Source organism: Mycobacterium sp. (assembly GCF_032161845.1).
GTDB lineage: Bacteria > Actinomycetota > Actinomycetes > Mycobacteriales > Mycobacteriaceae > Mycobacterium.
Window position 1 is genome coordinate 1 of sequence record NZ_JAVRQA010000410.1, and the last position, 14,752, is coordinate 14,752.

Sequence of the window (14,752 nt, forward strand, 5' to 3'; positions counted from 1 at the left end):
CGAGAGGTTCGTCGCCCTCATGGTCGACGACCCGGTACGGGGACGGGTGCTGCTGATCGCGCCGGAACGGGAGCCGGTGCTGACGAAATCGGGCGCAGAATGGATGCCCAACTTCATCGACCTGCTGCAACGCAAGCTGACGCGCATTACCGACCCAGCGGTCCAGGCCATGGTGGCGACCGGTCTCGTCGGCGCGCTCACGGCACTGTTCACGGCCTACCTGAACGGCCGCTTGGCGACCACCCGCGAGCAGTTCATCGACTATTGCGTCGACATGCTGCTCAGCCGGGTGTCAAGCCACTAGCTACGCGCCTGGTGCGCCGGGAGTCGCGCCGGCGTCGGCCAGCTCGTCGGACGCGTTCTGCTCGGCGGCGGCCTGGTCGGCGGCGGCCTTCGCCTCGCGGCCTTCCTGGCTCCCCACCGAGTTACCGGGTTTGGTAGCCGTCGCGTAACCGCCATTGCAGTTCAAGTAGAACTGCACGGTGTCGGACACGTGGACGCCGTCGTTGGCGCTGGCGAACGGCGCAGTCTGCGAGCGCTCGACGATGCAGTCACCCTGCGACAGCTTGTCGCCGGTGCGGGCGGCCACGACGACCGTCTGACCGGACTGGCTGGCCGCCGTCGATGCGTCGGAATACGTTTGCCCCGCGTAGTCGTCTGCTGAAGCAACACCACCGCCGAGAAGCGCCGACACAGCCAGCGCGCCAATGGCGCCAGAACCAACAACGATGAGCTTCTTCACTTCTAGCCCTATCTGTTCGCGGAGTCGCAATGTCTTGCTCGCGGGATAGTACCGCCGTCCGCGCGCCGGCGCAGCGGCTCCCGTCGTCGGCGCGGTGCGTCGACGCACTGCACGGTCAGCGACCAACCACCCGCTCCGCGACCCACGCGTTGCTGCGCGAGCACGACCCGCGTCGCCGAGGGATTTCCGGCCGCCCAACTCGGAGCTCTATTTCCCGCCGCAGTCGAGGTTGACCAGCATGGTGCCGGCCTTTCTGTTGCCGTAGCCATCGACGGTGGGCGCGGCGTGAGCACTGGTGACGATGCAATCGCCCAAATCTTTGCGACCACCGATCGTCGAGGCCACCTGTGACCCCAGGCCCTGCGCGCTGAGCGCCGACTGCGCCTCCGAGTACTTTTGCCCGACGACGTCGTCGGCGGAGGCAACGCCGCCGCCCAGCGTCATCATCGCGACCGAGCCGATTGCTGCGCCTCCGAGGACCAGGATCTTCTTCACGTACGTAGCGACCTTTCGTCATCGCCAGGGCATTGCCGGCGACTCGCGTTTGCCAGGGCGGGATCGTTCCGTGCCGGATACTACCCTTGCCGTGCTGCTCCCGAGAGTTGTTGGCGGCGGCATCGCGACACTCCGCTACGTAGAACTTGATGTCACCGTGGGACACAGATATATTGAGTGCAACCAACAGGTACAGATAACTGGGAGGGTCTATGTCGACCGTGTTGACCGACCTGCAGCTTCTGCACGAACTCGAACCGGTGGTCGAGCAGAACATCAACCGCCACATGCGGATGCGCAAGGACTGGAATCCGCATGACTACATCCCGTGGTCGGATGGCAAGAACTACTACGCGCTCGGTGGCCAGGACTGGAGCCCGGAAGAGTCGAAGCTGTCCGAGGTCGCCCAAGTCTCCATGCTGCAGAACCTCCTGACGGAGGACAACCTGCCGTCGTACCACCGCGAGATCGCGATGAACTTCAGCATGGACGGCCCCTGGGGCTGGTGGGTCAACCGCTGGACGGCCGAAGAGAACCGGCACGGCATCGCCCTGCGCGACTACCTCGTCGTCACCCGGGCGATCGATCCGCTCGAGCTCGAGGAACTGCGCGTTGAGCAGATGACACGCGGCTTCAGCCCCGGCCAGGGCCCACAGGGCGAGATGTTCGCCGAGAGCCTTTTCGACTCGGTCATCTACGTGACCTTCCAGGAGCTGGCCACCCGGGTTTCGCATCGCAACACCGGCAAGGCGTGCAACGAAACGGTCGCCGACCAACTGCTGCAACGGGTTTCGGCTGACGAGAACCTGCACATGATCTTCTACCGCGACGTCAGCGCCGCAGGTTTCGAAATCGCCCCGAACCAGGCGATGAAGGGGCTGCACCGAGTGCTGCGCAATTTCAAGATGCCCGGATACACGGTGCCCGAGTTCCGTCGCAAGGCAGTCGTCATCGCCGTCGGCGGCGTGTACGACCCTCGCATCCACCTCGACGACGTCGTGATGCCCGTGCTGAAGAAGTGGCGCATCTTCGAGCGCGAAGACTTCACCGGCGAGGCCGCTGAGATGCGCGACGACCTCGGCAAGCTGGTCGAGGAACTCGAGGAAACCTGCGTGAAGTTCGAGGTGGCCAAGGAACGTCGCCTCGAGCGCGAGCGCAAGATGGCCGAGAAGAAGGCGATGAAGAACCTTCTGGTGACGTCATCGGCATCGGCGTCCTAACCGAAGAACGCGTCCCGGCCCGATCTGCTCAACTCCAGATCGGGCCGATCGCGTTGCGCAGTCCCGTCGTGCTGGCCCCGATGGCCGGCGTCACGAACGTCGCGTTCCGCACCCTGTGCCGCGAGCTCGAACTCGCTCGCGCGGGCACCGTCAGCGGGCTGTACGTCTGCGAGATGGTGACGGCGCGGGCATTGGTGGAGCGCAACGCCAGCACCATGCACATGACGACATTCGGTCCCGACGAGTCACCGCGCTCCCTGCAGCTCTACACGGTCGACCCGGAGACCACGTACGCAGCGGCGAAGATGATCGTCGACGAGGACATGGCCGATCACATCGACATGAACTTCGGCTGCCCGGTCCCCAAGGTCACCCGCCGCGGGGGCGGTGCGGCCCTGCCCTACAAGCGCAGGCTGTTCGGCCAGATCGTGGCTGCCGCAGTGCGTGCCACGGCAGGCACCCGGATTCCCGTCACCGTGAAGTTCCGGATCGGGATCGACGACGACCACCACACTCACCTCGACGCGGGCAGGATCGCCGCTGAAGAAGGCGCCGCGGCCGTCGCGCTGCATGCCCGCACCGCCGCGCAGCGTTACTCGGGCAACGCCGACTGGGACCAGATCGCCGAGCTCAAGCAGCACGTCACAGGAGTTCCCGTGCTGGGCAACGGGGACATCTTCGACGCCGACGACGCATTGAAGATGATGGCCGTCACCGGCTGTGACGGAGTCGTGATCGGTCGCGGCTGTCTCGGCAGGCCGTGGTTGTTCGCGGAGCTGTCCGCGGCGTTCACGGGCAGTGAGCCCATCACCCCGCCCACACTGGGTGAGGTCGCCGTCATCGCGCGCCGACACGGAGAACTCCTCGCCGCCCACTTCGGCGAGGACAAGGGCATGCGCGACATCCGCAAGCACGTCGCCTGGTACCTGCACGGGTTTCCCGCCGGCGCCGATCTGCGACGCGCGTTGGCGCTGGTCAAGACCCTTTCGGAACTCGACGCCCTGTTGTCTCAGCTCGATCCGGACGTGCCCTTCCCCCGTGCGGCCGAAGGCCCGCGCGGCAGGCAGGGTTCCCCTGGATCCGTGACCCTCCCGGAGGGGTGGCTGAGCGATCCGGACGACTGCACGGTGCCCGCCGGAGCGGACGTCATGCATTCCGGGGGCTGATTCGTCTCGTTGGCGAGACATCATCGAGACTGCACTGACGCTTCTTCGACTGGCTCGAACTCGGGTTGTCTCAGTACGATGAGGGACCACTACGACGGGTTCCGGCACGCGGAGCCCCTGACGTGCTGCTGGACGAGCTAGAGCACTCGAGGACATGGGTGCGCAGAGCGCACGACGCTGCTGACAGTCGGAGGCCGATAGGACATGAGTGACGGCGACAACGCCGCTGCCGGTCATCGGTCACCGGGGCAACCCGACGACGCTGACCCACGCACTGACAAACCTGCCAATGATTGGCTTACCCGAACGCCACGGCCGACGCCAGCCGCCGCGCCGTGGGAGCGACGACGGGTTCCATCCGCTCCCGCTTCACATGTTTCTCCCCCTTCAGTGGGCAACCACACCGACGGAGTGACGGTCGCCGACCTGATCGCGAAGGTGTCCGGGACAGTCCCCGACGAGAAGGGTGACGAGCCGCGACGTCGCGGTGAGAACACTGCCCGCGAGACGGCCGCGCGCGACGCCGAAACGGACGTCATCCCCGTCCTTCCGGCACACGCCTCGGAACTACCCATCCTGACGGAACTACGCAGGGAACCCGCGACGCCCGAGTGGGTCGGCTCCACCCCGGAACCGGTCACGGCCGTCGATTCCCACCGTGGCCGGCGCACGGCGATGGTGATGGGCCGGGTCGCGGCAGCATTGATCGCGGTGCTCGCACTGGCGATGACGGGTGCCGCATGGCAATGGCAGGCGTCGAAGAACAACAACCTCAACAAGGTGGCGGCGCTCGACCCGAACTCACGCGACATCGTCGACCCCGGCGCCCAGTTCGGTGACGAGAACTTCCTGATCGTCGGCACCGACAGCCGCGCGGGCCAGAACAGCGACATGGGCGCGGGCACCACCGACGACGCGGCGGGCGCGCGCTCGGACACCATCATGCTGGTCAACATCCCGGCCAACCGCAAACGTGTTGTGGCCGTGTCGTTCCCACGCGACCTCTCGATCACTCCGATGGAGTGCGAGCACTGGGATCCCAGCACCGGCGTCTATGGACCGGCGACCGACCCGGACTCACCCGTCTACCAGATGGACAAGGTCTACACCGAGACCAAGCTGAACTCCGCGTACGCCGTCGGCGGGCCGAAGTGTCTGGTGAAGGTGATCCAGAAGCTGTCCGGGCTCTCGGTGAACCGCTTCATGGCCGTCGATTTCGCGGGCTTCGCCAAGATGGTCGACGCGTTGGGCGGCGTCGAGGTGTGCAGCACCACTCCGCTCGAGGACTACGAACTCGGCACGGTGCTGGCCAATGCGGGCAGGCAGGTCGTCGACGGGCACACCGCGCTGCAGTACGTCAGGGCCCGGCAGGTCACCACCGAGACCAATGGCGACTACGGCCGCATCAAACGCCAGCAGTTGTTCCTTTCGTCGCTGCTGCGATCGTTGATCTCCAAAGACACGTTCTTCTCGCTGAGCAAGCTGAACAACGTCGTGAACCTGTTCATCAACGACAGCACCGTCGACAACATCCAGACCAAGGATCTGGTCGACCTTGGCCAGTCCGTTCAGGGCGTCAACGCGGGGCGCATCACGTTCGTCACCGTTCCCACGGTCGGGTACGCCGACGAGTACGGCAACGAGGTCCCCCGCACCGAGGACATGCGTTCGCTCTTCGACGCGATCATCAATGACGATCCGCTGCCGGAGGAGAAGAACGCCGACAACACCCCGGTTCCCGCGACGCCAGAGGCCGCCACCCCTTCGCCCGCTAGCGTCGATGCCAACGGCGAACTCGTCGATGCGGTCACCACCAGTCCCGGCGGCATCACCGTGCGGGTGTCGAACTCGACCGGCGAGGACGGCCTGGCGTCGACCGCGGCCAGCGAACTCGAGCAACACGGCTTCACCGTGGACACCCCGGACGACTACCCCGGCCCGCTGGGCTCCACGACGGTGTTCTTCTCGTCCGGCAACGAGCAGGCCGCGGCCACCGTCGCGTCGTCGTTCGCGAACCCAACCGTCCCAAGCATCGAGCGCGTGTCTGGCATGGGCAACGTGATCCGGGTGGTTCTGGGCTCGGACTTCAATTCGGTCAAGGCCCCGTGGCCCAGCGGCTCGTCGGTGCAGGTACACGTCGTGCACGACCGCAGCAGCGAAACCACTCATCTCCCCGAGGACCTGACGGTCACCAACGCCGCCGACACCACCTGCGAGTAACGCCCGCGAGCGCCACCGACGAGCGCCCGTGCGAGGAGCAGTTCGGCATCGCGGCAGGTGGCATTCACCTTTCGTTCACCCTCGGGGTCGTGACGGTTTCGATGCCCAGCCCGTACGCTTGAGACATGCGTACCGCTTACCACGAGCAACTGGCTGCTCTCACGGACCAGCTCGGAGAGATGTGTGGGCTTGCCGGCGCAGCCATGGAGCGCGCGACCCAGGCTCTGCTGCAGGCCGACCTGGTGCTCGCCGAACAGGTCATCACCGATCACGAGCAAATCGCCGCGATGAGCGCCAAGGCCGAGGAAGCCGCCTTCGTCCTTCTAGCGCTCCAGGCTCCCGTCGCCGGCGACCTTCGCGCAATCGTCAGCTCAATTCAGATCGTGGCCGACGTCGACCGGATGGGCGCCTTGGCACTGCACGTCGCGAAGATCGCCCGCCGCCGCCACCCCCAGCACACCCTGCCGGAAGAGGTCAACGGGTACTTCGCCGAAATGGGCCGGGTGGCAGTCGATCTCGGCAACAGCGCCCAAGAGGTGTTGGTCACCCGAGACCCGGAGAAGGCCGCGCGCATCCGCGAAGAGGACGACGCGATGGACGATCTTCACCGCCACCTGTTCTCGGTGTTGATGGACCGCGAGTGGAAGCACGGCGTCGTGGCGGCGGTCGACGTGACGCTGCTGAGCCGTTTCTACGAGCGGTTCGCCGATCACGCGGTCGAGGTGGCGCGTCGCGTCATCTTCCAGGTCACCGGTCGTTTCCCCGACGAGGAAGCCGTCCCGGCAGCTCAGTGACGGGAGATCCGCACGCCGTCCTTGCTGGCCGACAGCAGATCCTGCAGCATCGTCGCGACTACCTGTAGGTCGGCGTTGCTATAGGCCTGCAGAAAGTCATGCACCCCGAGGGCCATCTCGTCATGCAATTGTTGGTGGGCGGCGACCACCAACTCGCCGTCGGCCGTGAGCGTCAGCTCGATCTCCTTGCGGTTGCCGGGGATCGGCATGCGTGCCACGAGGCCCGCCTCGACGAGCCGCTGGACATGCTTGGACACGGTCCCCTTCAGCTGTCCGGACCGGGAAGCGAGCCCGATCACGCTGACGGGCCCCGCCGCGATCGCAGCGAGAAGGTGCATCGATAGCGTCGGCAGCGAGCGGAGGGCGCCCTGCAGTCGCGCGGGACAGCGCTCGGCCAGAAAGTCGCGCTCGGCGTCACCGTCTTCGTCACCGTCGAATTTGTCGCCAACCGCACCCACCAGATCGTTGATCTCCGCGATGAGCGCCGACTTGGTTTTCATGGAAACCATCTTGTCATCCGGGCCGATAGCTCGTACATTGTTTCTTAGGAAACCATTTCCATAGAAACATAGGAGTGCCGATGAAGGCAGCAGTAGTCGAGGAATGGGGCCGAGCACCGATCTATGGGGAGGTGCCCGAGCCCGTCGTCCGCAACGGCGCGGTGATCGCGACCGTGGAAGCATCCGCACTGACCAACCTCACCCGTGGTCTGGTGTCGGGAAAGCACTACGCCAGCAAGGAAATCGAACTACCCGCGATCCCCGGCGTGGACGGGGTCGCGCGCCTCGAGGACGGCACCCGCATCTACACGGGCGCGCTCAAGCCGTACGGCACGATGGCCGAGCGGGTGCTGATCGACCCGGCCAGCGCAGTTGTGCTGCCCACCGACATCGACTCAGTTACCGCAGCGGCCATCCCCAATCCAGGCATGTCGGCGTGGATGGCACTGGAATACGCGGCCGCCGTGAAGCCCGGTGATCACGTGCTGGTCCTCGGAGCGACCGGCGTCACCGGCTCGATGGCCGTCCAGCTGGCCAAGTCCGTATTCGGCGCGGGCACCGTCGTCGTCGCGGGCCGGGACACCACACGGCTGGAGTGGCTGCGCACAGTCGGCGCAGATGACGCCATCGCACTCGGCGCCGACGACCTGGGCGCCAGGGTGACCGCCATGCACGCCGAGCGGCCATTCGACGCGGTACTCGACTACCTCTGGGGTGAGCCTGCCGAACGGGTGCTCGAGTCGCTAAGCGCGAGCCACTCCGCCGCGCACTACTACCCGACCCGCTTCGTCCAGATCGGCTCCATGGCCGGCCTGACAATGACCCTGCCCGCAGGCATCCTGCGCGGCACCGGCATCGTGATGTCCGGCGTCGGCATCGGCAGCGTGCCAGCCGACGTGATGATGCGGACGCGCAGCGAGGCGCTGCCGAAGCTCTTCACCATGGTCGCGGAGCACCGACTGCACCTCCGCGTGCAAGCTAGGCCCCTGGCGGACGTCGAACGGGTATGGACCGCGGCGGAACCGGCGGGCACCCGAGTGGTGTTGACCCCTTAGCCGAAGCGACCCGAGATGTAATCCTCGGTGGCCTTCTGCGTCGGGTTGGAGAAGATCTTCTCGGTGTCGTCGATTTCGATCAGCCTGCCGGGCTTGCCCGTCGCCTCCAGGTTGAAGAAGGCAGTCTGATCGCTCACCCGAGCGGCCTGCTGCATGTTGTGCGTGACGATCACGATGGTGAAGTCCTGCTTGAGCTCCGAGATCAGATCCTCGATGGCCAGCGTCGAGATGGGGTCGAGCGCCGAGCACGGCTCGTCCATGAGCAGCACGTCGGGTTGCACGGCGATGGCACGGGCGATGCAGAGCCGCTGCTGCTGGCCGCCGGAGAGGCCGCCGCCGGGCTTGTCCAACCGATCCTTGACCTCGTTCCACAGGTTGGCGCCCTTGAGGGAACGCTCGGCGACCTCGTCGAGCGCCTTCTTGCTGTGCCTGCCCTGCAGCTTCAGTCCGGCGACCACGTTGTCGCGAATCGACATGGTGGGGAACGGATTTGGCCGCTGGAACACCATGCCGATGGTCTTACGCACGCCGACGGGGTCGACGCCTGCCCCGTAGATGTCCTCACCGTCGAGGAGCACCGAGCCCTCAACGCGCGCACCGGGAATGACCTCGTGCATCCGGTTCAGGGTGCGCAGCACCGTCGACTTGCCGCAGCCGGACGGACCGATGAACGCCGTCACGCTGCGCGGCTGCACCGAAAGTGCCACCTCGGCCACGGCGTGAAACGATCCGTAGTAGATGTTGACGTCTTTGAGATCGAGGCGCTTGGCCACGGGGAGCTCCTAAACCTTCTTGGGGGCTAGACTTTTTTGGGAGAGAAGATCTTTGCGACGAGCCGCGCCGCGATGTTGAGAAGCGCGATCAGCAGGACCAGCGTCAGGGCGGCACCCCACAGCCGATCGGTGGGAACCGGGTTGGCACCGGCCCCGGCCGAGATCTGGTCGTACATCATGCCGGGCAGCGAGCCCATGAACCCGCCGAACATGTCGAAGTTGATCGAGGCGGCATAGCCGACCAAGATCAGTAGTGGCGCGGTCTCACCCATCACGCGGGCCAGGGCAAGCATGATGCCGGTGACGATGCCCGAGAGTGCCGTCGGGATGACGATGCGCACGATGGTCTTCCACTTCGGAACGCCCAGTGCGTAACTCGCCTCTCGGAGGTCCATCGGCACGATGCGCAGCATTTCCTCGGTGGCCCGCACGATGACCGGGATCATCAGCAGCACCAACGCCAGCGAGACCGCGAAACCGGAGCGCCCGAAGCCCAGGGTCGCCACCCACAGCGCATAGATGAAGAGCGCGGCCACGATCGACGGCACACCCGTGAGGATGTCGACCATGAACGTGGTGACCCTGCCCAGCCGAGTGCCACCGCCGTACTCGACGAGGTACACCGCCACCATCACTCCGATGGGAATCGAGATGATGGAGCAGACCAGGCCTTGCAGCAGCGTGCCCATGATGGCGTGGTAGACGCCGCCACCCGCCTCGAACGCGGTGGTGCCGGCCTGGGAATGGCTGAACCACACCGCGGAGGAAATCGCGGCGAAGCCCTTCGTGATGACCGAGTACAGCACCCAGATCAGTGGCACCAATGCGACCAGTACCGAGGCCGAAACCAGCACCGTCGCAACGTTGTTGGTCAGTTTGCGCTTGGCACTGACGCCCTGGAACGTGGGCGCCTTGACCGGTTGGTCGAGCGTGGCCGTCATTTCGCACCCCTTCCGGCGACTGCGGCGCGAGCCAGCGAGTTCACCACGAACGTGAGGATGAACAACACCAGGCCTGCCGCGATGTAGGCGCCCGCCTTGTACTGATCGTTGAATTCGCTTGCGGTGGCTGCGATCTTGCTGGCGAAGGTGTACCCACCGTCGAACAGCGACCAGCCGAAGGCCGTCTGCGTACCGCGCAGGATGATCAGCAGCGCGATGGTCTCGCCGAGCGCGCGGCCGAGGCCGAGCATCGCACCGCTGATGTAGCCCGACAGCCCGAACGGCAGGACCGTCGTCTTCACGACCTCCCACCGGGTGGCGCCAAGAGCCAAAGCAGCCTCGATCTGACCGCGTGGCGTCTGGATGAACACCTCGCGGGAGACGGCCGTGATGATCGGCAGGATCATCACGGCCAACACGATGCCTGCGGTGAAGATCGTGCCGCCACCCGCGACGGACGCGGTGCCGGTCTTGAACAGGAACAGCCAATCCAGGTTGTGGTTGAGCCACAGTGCGAAGGGCTTGAGCACGGGCGCGAGCACGTACAGCCCCCACACGCCGTAGACGATCGACGGCACCGCCGCCAGCAGGTCGACTACGTATGCCAGCGGACCGGCGAGTCGCCGCGGCGAGTACTGCGTCAGGAAGATCGCGATGCCTAGCGCGACCGGCATGGCCAGCACCAGGGCGAACACCGACACGAAGACCGTTACCTGAAGCAGGTCGAGAATGCCGAAGTGCATCGCCGACGTGTCGGTGGTGATCCAGTTGCCGCCGTAGGTGAAGAAGTTCTCCTGGTTGCGGCTCAGCGCCGGGATCGCGCGCATGAGGAGGAACACCCCAATTGCTGCGATGAGAACGACGATGAGGATGCCCGAACCTTCGGCGAGCCCGCCGAAGATCCGGTCCCCCCAGCGCTTCTTCGCGCCCTTGGAGGGGTCGGTGGAGATGGGTTCCGGAGAGGGAAGGGGCGAAGCGATTACCTCGCCCGATCCCGCGCCGGTTGGGTTCGGTGTCGTCACTGTCATCCCGTTATCCGTCATAGGTTCCAGAACCCATCCTCACCGCGTTGGTGGCGGTATGCCAGCCGACTACGCAATTGCGTCGACGGACTTGAGCAATCGCTCCTTGAAACTGTCGGGCAGGGGGACGAAGCCTGCCTTGGACAAGGTGGCCTGGCCCTGGTTGGCCGAGACCGTCAGAAACGACTTCACCGCAGCAGCGGTGTCGGCGTCATAGCCCTTGGAGCAGACGATCTCGTACGTGGCCAGCATCAGGGGGTAGGCGCCTGCCGCCTTGGAGGCGTAGAGCGCATTGAGGTCGAGCGTCAGGTCCAAGCCCTCGGCCTTGAACTTGGCGTCGGCCACGGCCTTCGCCGTCGTCTCGTCGGTCAGCTCGACCGCACCTGCACCGCTGTCGATCTGCGCGAACGGCAGGTTCGCCGCGGCCGCCGGGCTCTTCTCGACGTAGCCGATGGCACCCGGCGTGGCCTGCACGGCCTGCACGACGCCGGACGACTTCTGCGCGCCCTCGCCAGCGCCACCCTGGAATTCCTTGCCGGCACCCTTGGTCCAGGTCGCCGGTGCGGCCGCGGTCAGGTACTTCTGGAAGTTGTCGGTGGTGCCCGAGGAATCCGAGCGGTAGATCGGCGTGATCTTGGTGTCCGGCAGGGTGGCGCCGCCATTGAGGGCGGCGATGGCCGGGTCGTTCCACGTGGTGATGGCGCCGGTGAAGATCTTGGCGAGCAGGTCGGCGTTCACGACCAGCTTGTCGACGCCCTCGAGGTTGTAGGCCATCGCGACGGGGCCGAACACCAGCGGCAGGTTCCAGGCCGGGTTTCCGCCGCAACGCTCGGTCGCCGGGGCGACCTGGTCGTCGGACAGGGCCGAGTCGGAGCCGGCGAAGTCCACCTGCTTGGCGATGAACTGCGTGACGCCCGCGCCGGAACCGGTGGGGTTGTAGGAAAGGCTCTTGCCCGAGCAGACCTGGCCCCAGGCCTTGTTGAATTCGGCGATCGCGTTCTGCTGGGCGGTCGAACCCTCAGCGGTCAGGGCGGCCTTGCCGCCGCAGTCGGCGGCAGCAGCGGAGGACGATCCCGATGCGGTGCTCGACGAAGTTCCGGAGTTGTTGTCACTGCCGCACGCGGTCATCGTCATCGTGGCGAGTGCCGCCGCCGATAGGGTCGTGCCAAGCACCTTGCCAAAGCGATTGAGCTTCACTGATCCCACTTTCGATTTTTGTCTGCCTCAGGACTCCACGGCAACGTATGCGGCGCTAGTGGACGAAGCGCTGACGAAAGGTGAACGAGCGGTGAACAGCCTCAGCGATTTCACAGCTGAGGGCTAACGCAGCGTGTACGCCACGTCCGCCGCGAAGACCCGAAAATCGAGCCGCTCGTAGGTCTTGACGGCTGCCGAGTTATCAGCCTCGACGTAAAGCGTCACCTCGGCAAGAGGACCGAGACGGTCCGCGAGATGGTGAAGACCGGCCAGCGTCAGCGTCGCACCGAGCCCACGCCCCTGGGCCTCCGGATCGACTCCGACGACGTAGACCTCGCCGAGCTCGGGCCCGTGAACCTTGGTCCAGTGGAAGCCGAGCAGCTTTCCGGTTTGGTCGTCGAACGCCAGGAAAAGCCCCTGGGGGTCGAACCACGATTCACCGCGGCGCTCGGCGATGTCCGCGTCGGACCAGCCGCCCTGTTCGGGGTGCCAGGAGAAGGCGGCGTTGTTGACCCGAAGCAGTTCCGCGTCATCGCCGGAACCCTCGTAGGTGCGCAGCCGGACGCCGTCGGAGACCTTCACCGGGGGCAGGTCGCCGAGCGGACGACGCATTTGCAGCAGCTCGCGGACGGCGACGAGGTCGAGCGCGGCGGCCGTCGCTCTCGCGGGCTCGAGGTTGCCGTGCGCCCAGACGCGGGTGCCCGCACCGCCCTCGGCGAGGCCCGCTCGGATCAGTTCGGACCCGATGCCACGCCTGCGGGCGTCGGGGTGGACGGCGACCTCGGCCATGGCCGGAGCGTCGGCGGCGGACACCAGGTTGAGGTATCCGACGATGTCGCCGTCGACTTCGGCAATGAGGTGTCTGGTGCGGTCGTTGGGGAGTTCGCGGAGTACCTGGTCACCGACCGGCGCGGTGCCGTCGGTGGCCTTCGCCGCGTCGAAGACGAGCTTGACTTGGCGCTGATCAACGTCGGAAAGTGTTGTCCGCCATGCAATTACGCTCACGGAGTGCGCAGCGGATCGCCTACCCCGCCGGCGAAGTCCGCAGGGTCCTGGTCGTAGGCGTCGGCATCGTCGTAATCCTCCGCCAGATCGGGTTCGGGCACCGGTTGCCGCCCTCGCGCGGGCCGCACGGCCTTGTAGCCGACGTTGCGGACGGTTCCGATCAACGACTCGTACTCGGGGCCGAGCTTGGCGCGGAGGCGTCGCACGTGCACGTCGACGGTGCGGGTGCCGCCGAAGAAGTCGTAGCCCCATACCTCCTGAAGTAGTTGCGCCCTGGTGAACACCCGGCCGGCGTGCTGTGCCAGGTACTTGAGGAGCTCGAATTCCTTATACGTGAGGTCGAGCGGGCGACCGCGAAGCCGGGCGGTGTACGTCCCCTCGTCGATGACGAGCTCACCGAGGTTGACCTTGCCCGCGCTCTCCTGATCGGCGGCGCCGCCGCGACGCCCGACCAGCAGTCGCAGTCTGGCGTCGATCTCGGCTGGGCCCGTATTGGGCAGCATGATCTCGTCGAGGCCCCACTCGACGTTCACGGCGACCAGTCCGCCCTCGTTGACGACGGCGACGACGGGGACCGACGTGCCCGTGGTGCCCAGCAGCCGGCACAGCCCGCGGGCCGCGGCGAGGTCGGTCCGGGCATCGACGATCGCCACGTCCGCGGTGCCCGCTTCGAGCAGCGAGGACACCTCGGTGGGCGCCGCGCGCACGTTGTGCGCCAGAAGCGCCAACGAAGGCAGGACCGACTCGGGGTGCGGGTCGACGGTCAGTAGCAACAGGTCCAACGGGTCCTCCAGCGCATTTCGGGAAGATCACCCGACGTCGGTGTCCGGGCAATCTCCCAGATTCATGGCTGACACGCCGCCGTTACCGGCCGACGCTGGCATAACGATAGCGCGCAACCTGCGAATTAGCCGCGCCGAGCGTTGTGAGAAGCTCCGCATGGGCCAGAATGTGCCGGTGCGCAAGGTGCTGATCGGACTCGTCGCAACCGTGACGACGCTCGCCGTCGGCGTCGTGGGCACCGACTTCGGCGCCGCCATCTACGCCGAATTCCACTGGGCGCGCGCCGTGCGGGCGGCCAACCACCTGCCCTTCGACCCCTGGGTCGGCGTTCTCGGGTTTCCGTTCATCACGCAGGCGACTGGCCATCACTTCAGGGAAGTGGAGATCAGGGCCGGTGGGGTTGACCACCCCGTCGCAGGCAAGGTCTCCCTCGAGGCGACCCTGCACTCGGTCGACCTCACCGAGACGTCGTGGCTCGTCACGCCGGATTCCAGGCTGCCGGTCGGCAAGCTGGAAAGCCGCATCATCGTCGACTCGACGCACGTCGGCCGCTTCATGGGGATCAAGGATCTGCTGGTCGAAGCACCGCCGAAGGAGACGAACGACGCCACCGGCGGGACCACGGAGTCTGGCATCTCCGAGAGCCATGGCCTGGTGTTCACCGGGACGCCCATCGCGGCGGGGTTCGACAAGCGCGTCAGTGTGTCGGTCGACCTGTCGACCCCAGAAGACGACAACACCACGCTCATCTTTACCGCGACCGGCGTGCTCACTGGCGCCGGGACGGCCGACGAGCCGGTTCCCGACGACAAGAAGGCCGCGGTCCTGGCGGCGTTCGG

General features: G+C 66.1%; 15 protein-coding genes and 1 pseudogene. 7 read left to right on the forward strand and 9 right to left on the reverse strand.

Going from position 1 to position 14,752, the window contains the following annotated elements:
- Positions 1-304 (forward strand): annotated as a pseudogene (locus QOD90_RS22200) (TetR/AcrR family transcriptional regulator); the annotation flags it as partial.
- On the opposite strand, the gene QOD90_RS22205 reads toward QOD90_RS22200, so the two are convergent.
- Entirely contained in the window at positions 305-742 is a 438-nt protein-coding gene (locus QOD90_RS22205; RefSeq protein WP_526353105.1) for a hypothetical protein, read from the reverse strand.
- Positions 743-949: 207 nt separating this feature from the next.
- Positions 950-1,237, reverse strand: coding sequence for a hypothetical protein (locus QOD90_RS22210; RefSeq protein WP_526353107.1), 288 nt, complete (start codon positions 1,235-1,237; stop codon positions 950-952).
- Between the two features lie 212 nt (positions 1,238-1,449).
- Between QOD90_RS22210 and QOD90_RS22215 the strand changes: the two genes are divergently transcribed.
- The 4 genes from QOD90_RS22215 to phoU all read left to right on the forward strand — a co-directional run bounded on the left by QOD90_RS22215 (position 1,450) and on the right by phoU (position 6,637).
- Positions 1,450-2,457, forward strand: a complete 1,008-nt coding sequence (locus tag QOD90_RS22215) for an acyl-ACP desaturase (RefSeq protein ID WP_526353109.1) — start codon at positions 1,450-1,452, stop codon at positions 2,455-2,457.
- On the forward strand, positions 2,445-3,623 hold the full coding sequence (gene dusB / locus QOD90_RS22220) for a tRNA dihydrouridine synthase DusB (RefSeq protein WP_526353133.1): 1,179 nt from the start codon (positions 2,445-2,447) through the stop codon (positions 3,621-3,623). Before QOD90_RS22215 ends, dusB begins: the two co-directional genes overlap by 13 nt.
- 204 nt (positions 3,624-3,827) lie before the next feature.
- Positions 3,828-5,843 carry an LCP family protein gene (locus QOD90_RS22225; RefSeq protein WP_526353111.1) on the forward strand — a complete coding sequence of 672 codons (2,016 nt, stop codon included), beginning with the start codon at positions 3,828-3,830 and terminating at the stop codon, positions 5,841-5,843.
- Between the two features lie 125 nt (positions 5,844-5,968).
- Complete coding sequence (gene phoU, locus QOD90_RS22230; protein WP_526353113.1) at positions 5,969-6,637, forward strand: phosphate signaling complex protein PhoU; 669 nt, start codon at positions 5,969-5,971, stop codon at positions 6,635-6,637.
- Here phoU and QOD90_RS22235 read toward each other — a convergent pair.
- Positions 6,631-7,137, reverse strand: a complete 507-nt coding sequence (locus QOD90_RS22235; RefSeq protein ID WP_526353115.1) for a MarR family winged helix-turn-helix transcriptional regulator — start codon at positions 7,135-7,137, stop codon at positions 6,631-6,633. The two genes, phoU and QOD90_RS22235, sit on opposite strands and share 7 nt — an antisense overlap.
- An 80-nt stretch (positions 7,138-7,217) precedes the next feature.
- On the opposite strand from QOD90_RS22235, the gene QOD90_RS22240 reads away from it, so the two are divergent.
- Positions 7,218-8,192, forward strand: a complete 975-nt coding sequence (locus QOD90_RS22240; protein ID WP_526353117.1) for a quinone oxidoreductase family protein — start codon at positions 7,218-7,220, stop codon at positions 8,190-8,192.
- Here the strand turns inward: QOD90_RS22240 and pstB are convergent.
- The 6 genes from pstB to QOD90_RS22270 all read right to left on the reverse strand — a co-directional run bounded on the left by pstB (position 8,189) and on the right by QOD90_RS22270 (position 13,912).
- Complete coding sequence (gene pstB / locus QOD90_RS22245) at positions 8,189-8,965, reverse strand: phosphate ABC transporter ATP-binding protein PstB (RefSeq protein WP_526353119.1); 777 nt, start codon at positions 8,963-8,965, stop codon at positions 8,189-8,191. The two genes, QOD90_RS22240 and pstB, sit on opposite strands and share 4 nt — an antisense overlap.
- Before the next feature lie 26 nt (positions 8,966-8,991).
- A complete protein-coding gene (gene pstA / locus QOD90_RS22250; protein WP_526353121.1) occupies positions 8,992-9,906 on the reverse strand; it encodes a phosphate ABC transporter permease PstA in 915 nt (304 codons plus the stop codon).
- Positions 9,903-10,934 carry a phosphate ABC transporter permease subunit PstC gene (gene pstC, locus QOD90_RS22255; RefSeq protein ID WP_526353123.1) on the reverse strand — a complete coding sequence of 344 codons (1,032 nt, stop codon included), beginning with the start codon at positions 10,932-10,934 and terminating at the stop codon, positions 9,903-9,905. The genes pstA and pstC overlap by 4 nt, the downstream gene beginning before the upstream one ends.
- 63 nt (positions 10,935-10,997) lie before the next feature.
- Complete coding sequence (gene pstS / locus QOD90_RS22260) at positions 10,998-12,125, reverse strand: phosphate ABC transporter substrate-binding protein PstS (RefSeq protein ID WP_526353125.1); 1,128 nt, start codon at positions 12,123-12,125, stop codon at positions 10,998-11,000.
- A gap of 123 nt (positions 12,126-12,248) precedes the next feature.
- Positions 12,249-13,130, reverse strand: a complete 882-nt coding sequence (gene mshD / locus QOD90_RS22265) for a mycothiol synthase (RefSeq protein WP_526353127.1) — start codon at positions 13,128-13,130, stop codon at positions 12,249-12,251.
- On the reverse strand, positions 13,127-13,912 hold the full coding sequence (locus QOD90_RS22270; protein ID WP_526353129.1) for a winged helix-turn-helix transcriptional regulator: 786 nt from the start codon (positions 13,910-13,912) through the stop codon (positions 13,127-13,129). The genes mshD and QOD90_RS22270 overlap by 4 nt, the downstream gene beginning before the upstream one ends.
- A gap of 157 nt (positions 13,913-14,069) precedes the next feature.
- On the opposite strand from QOD90_RS22270, the gene lmeA reads away from it, so the two are divergent.
- Positions 14,070-14,752, forward strand: a 683-nt coding sequence (lmeA, locus tag QOD90_RS22275; protein WP_526353131.1) for a mannan chain length control protein LmeA, incomplete at its 3' end; no start/stop codon positions are given.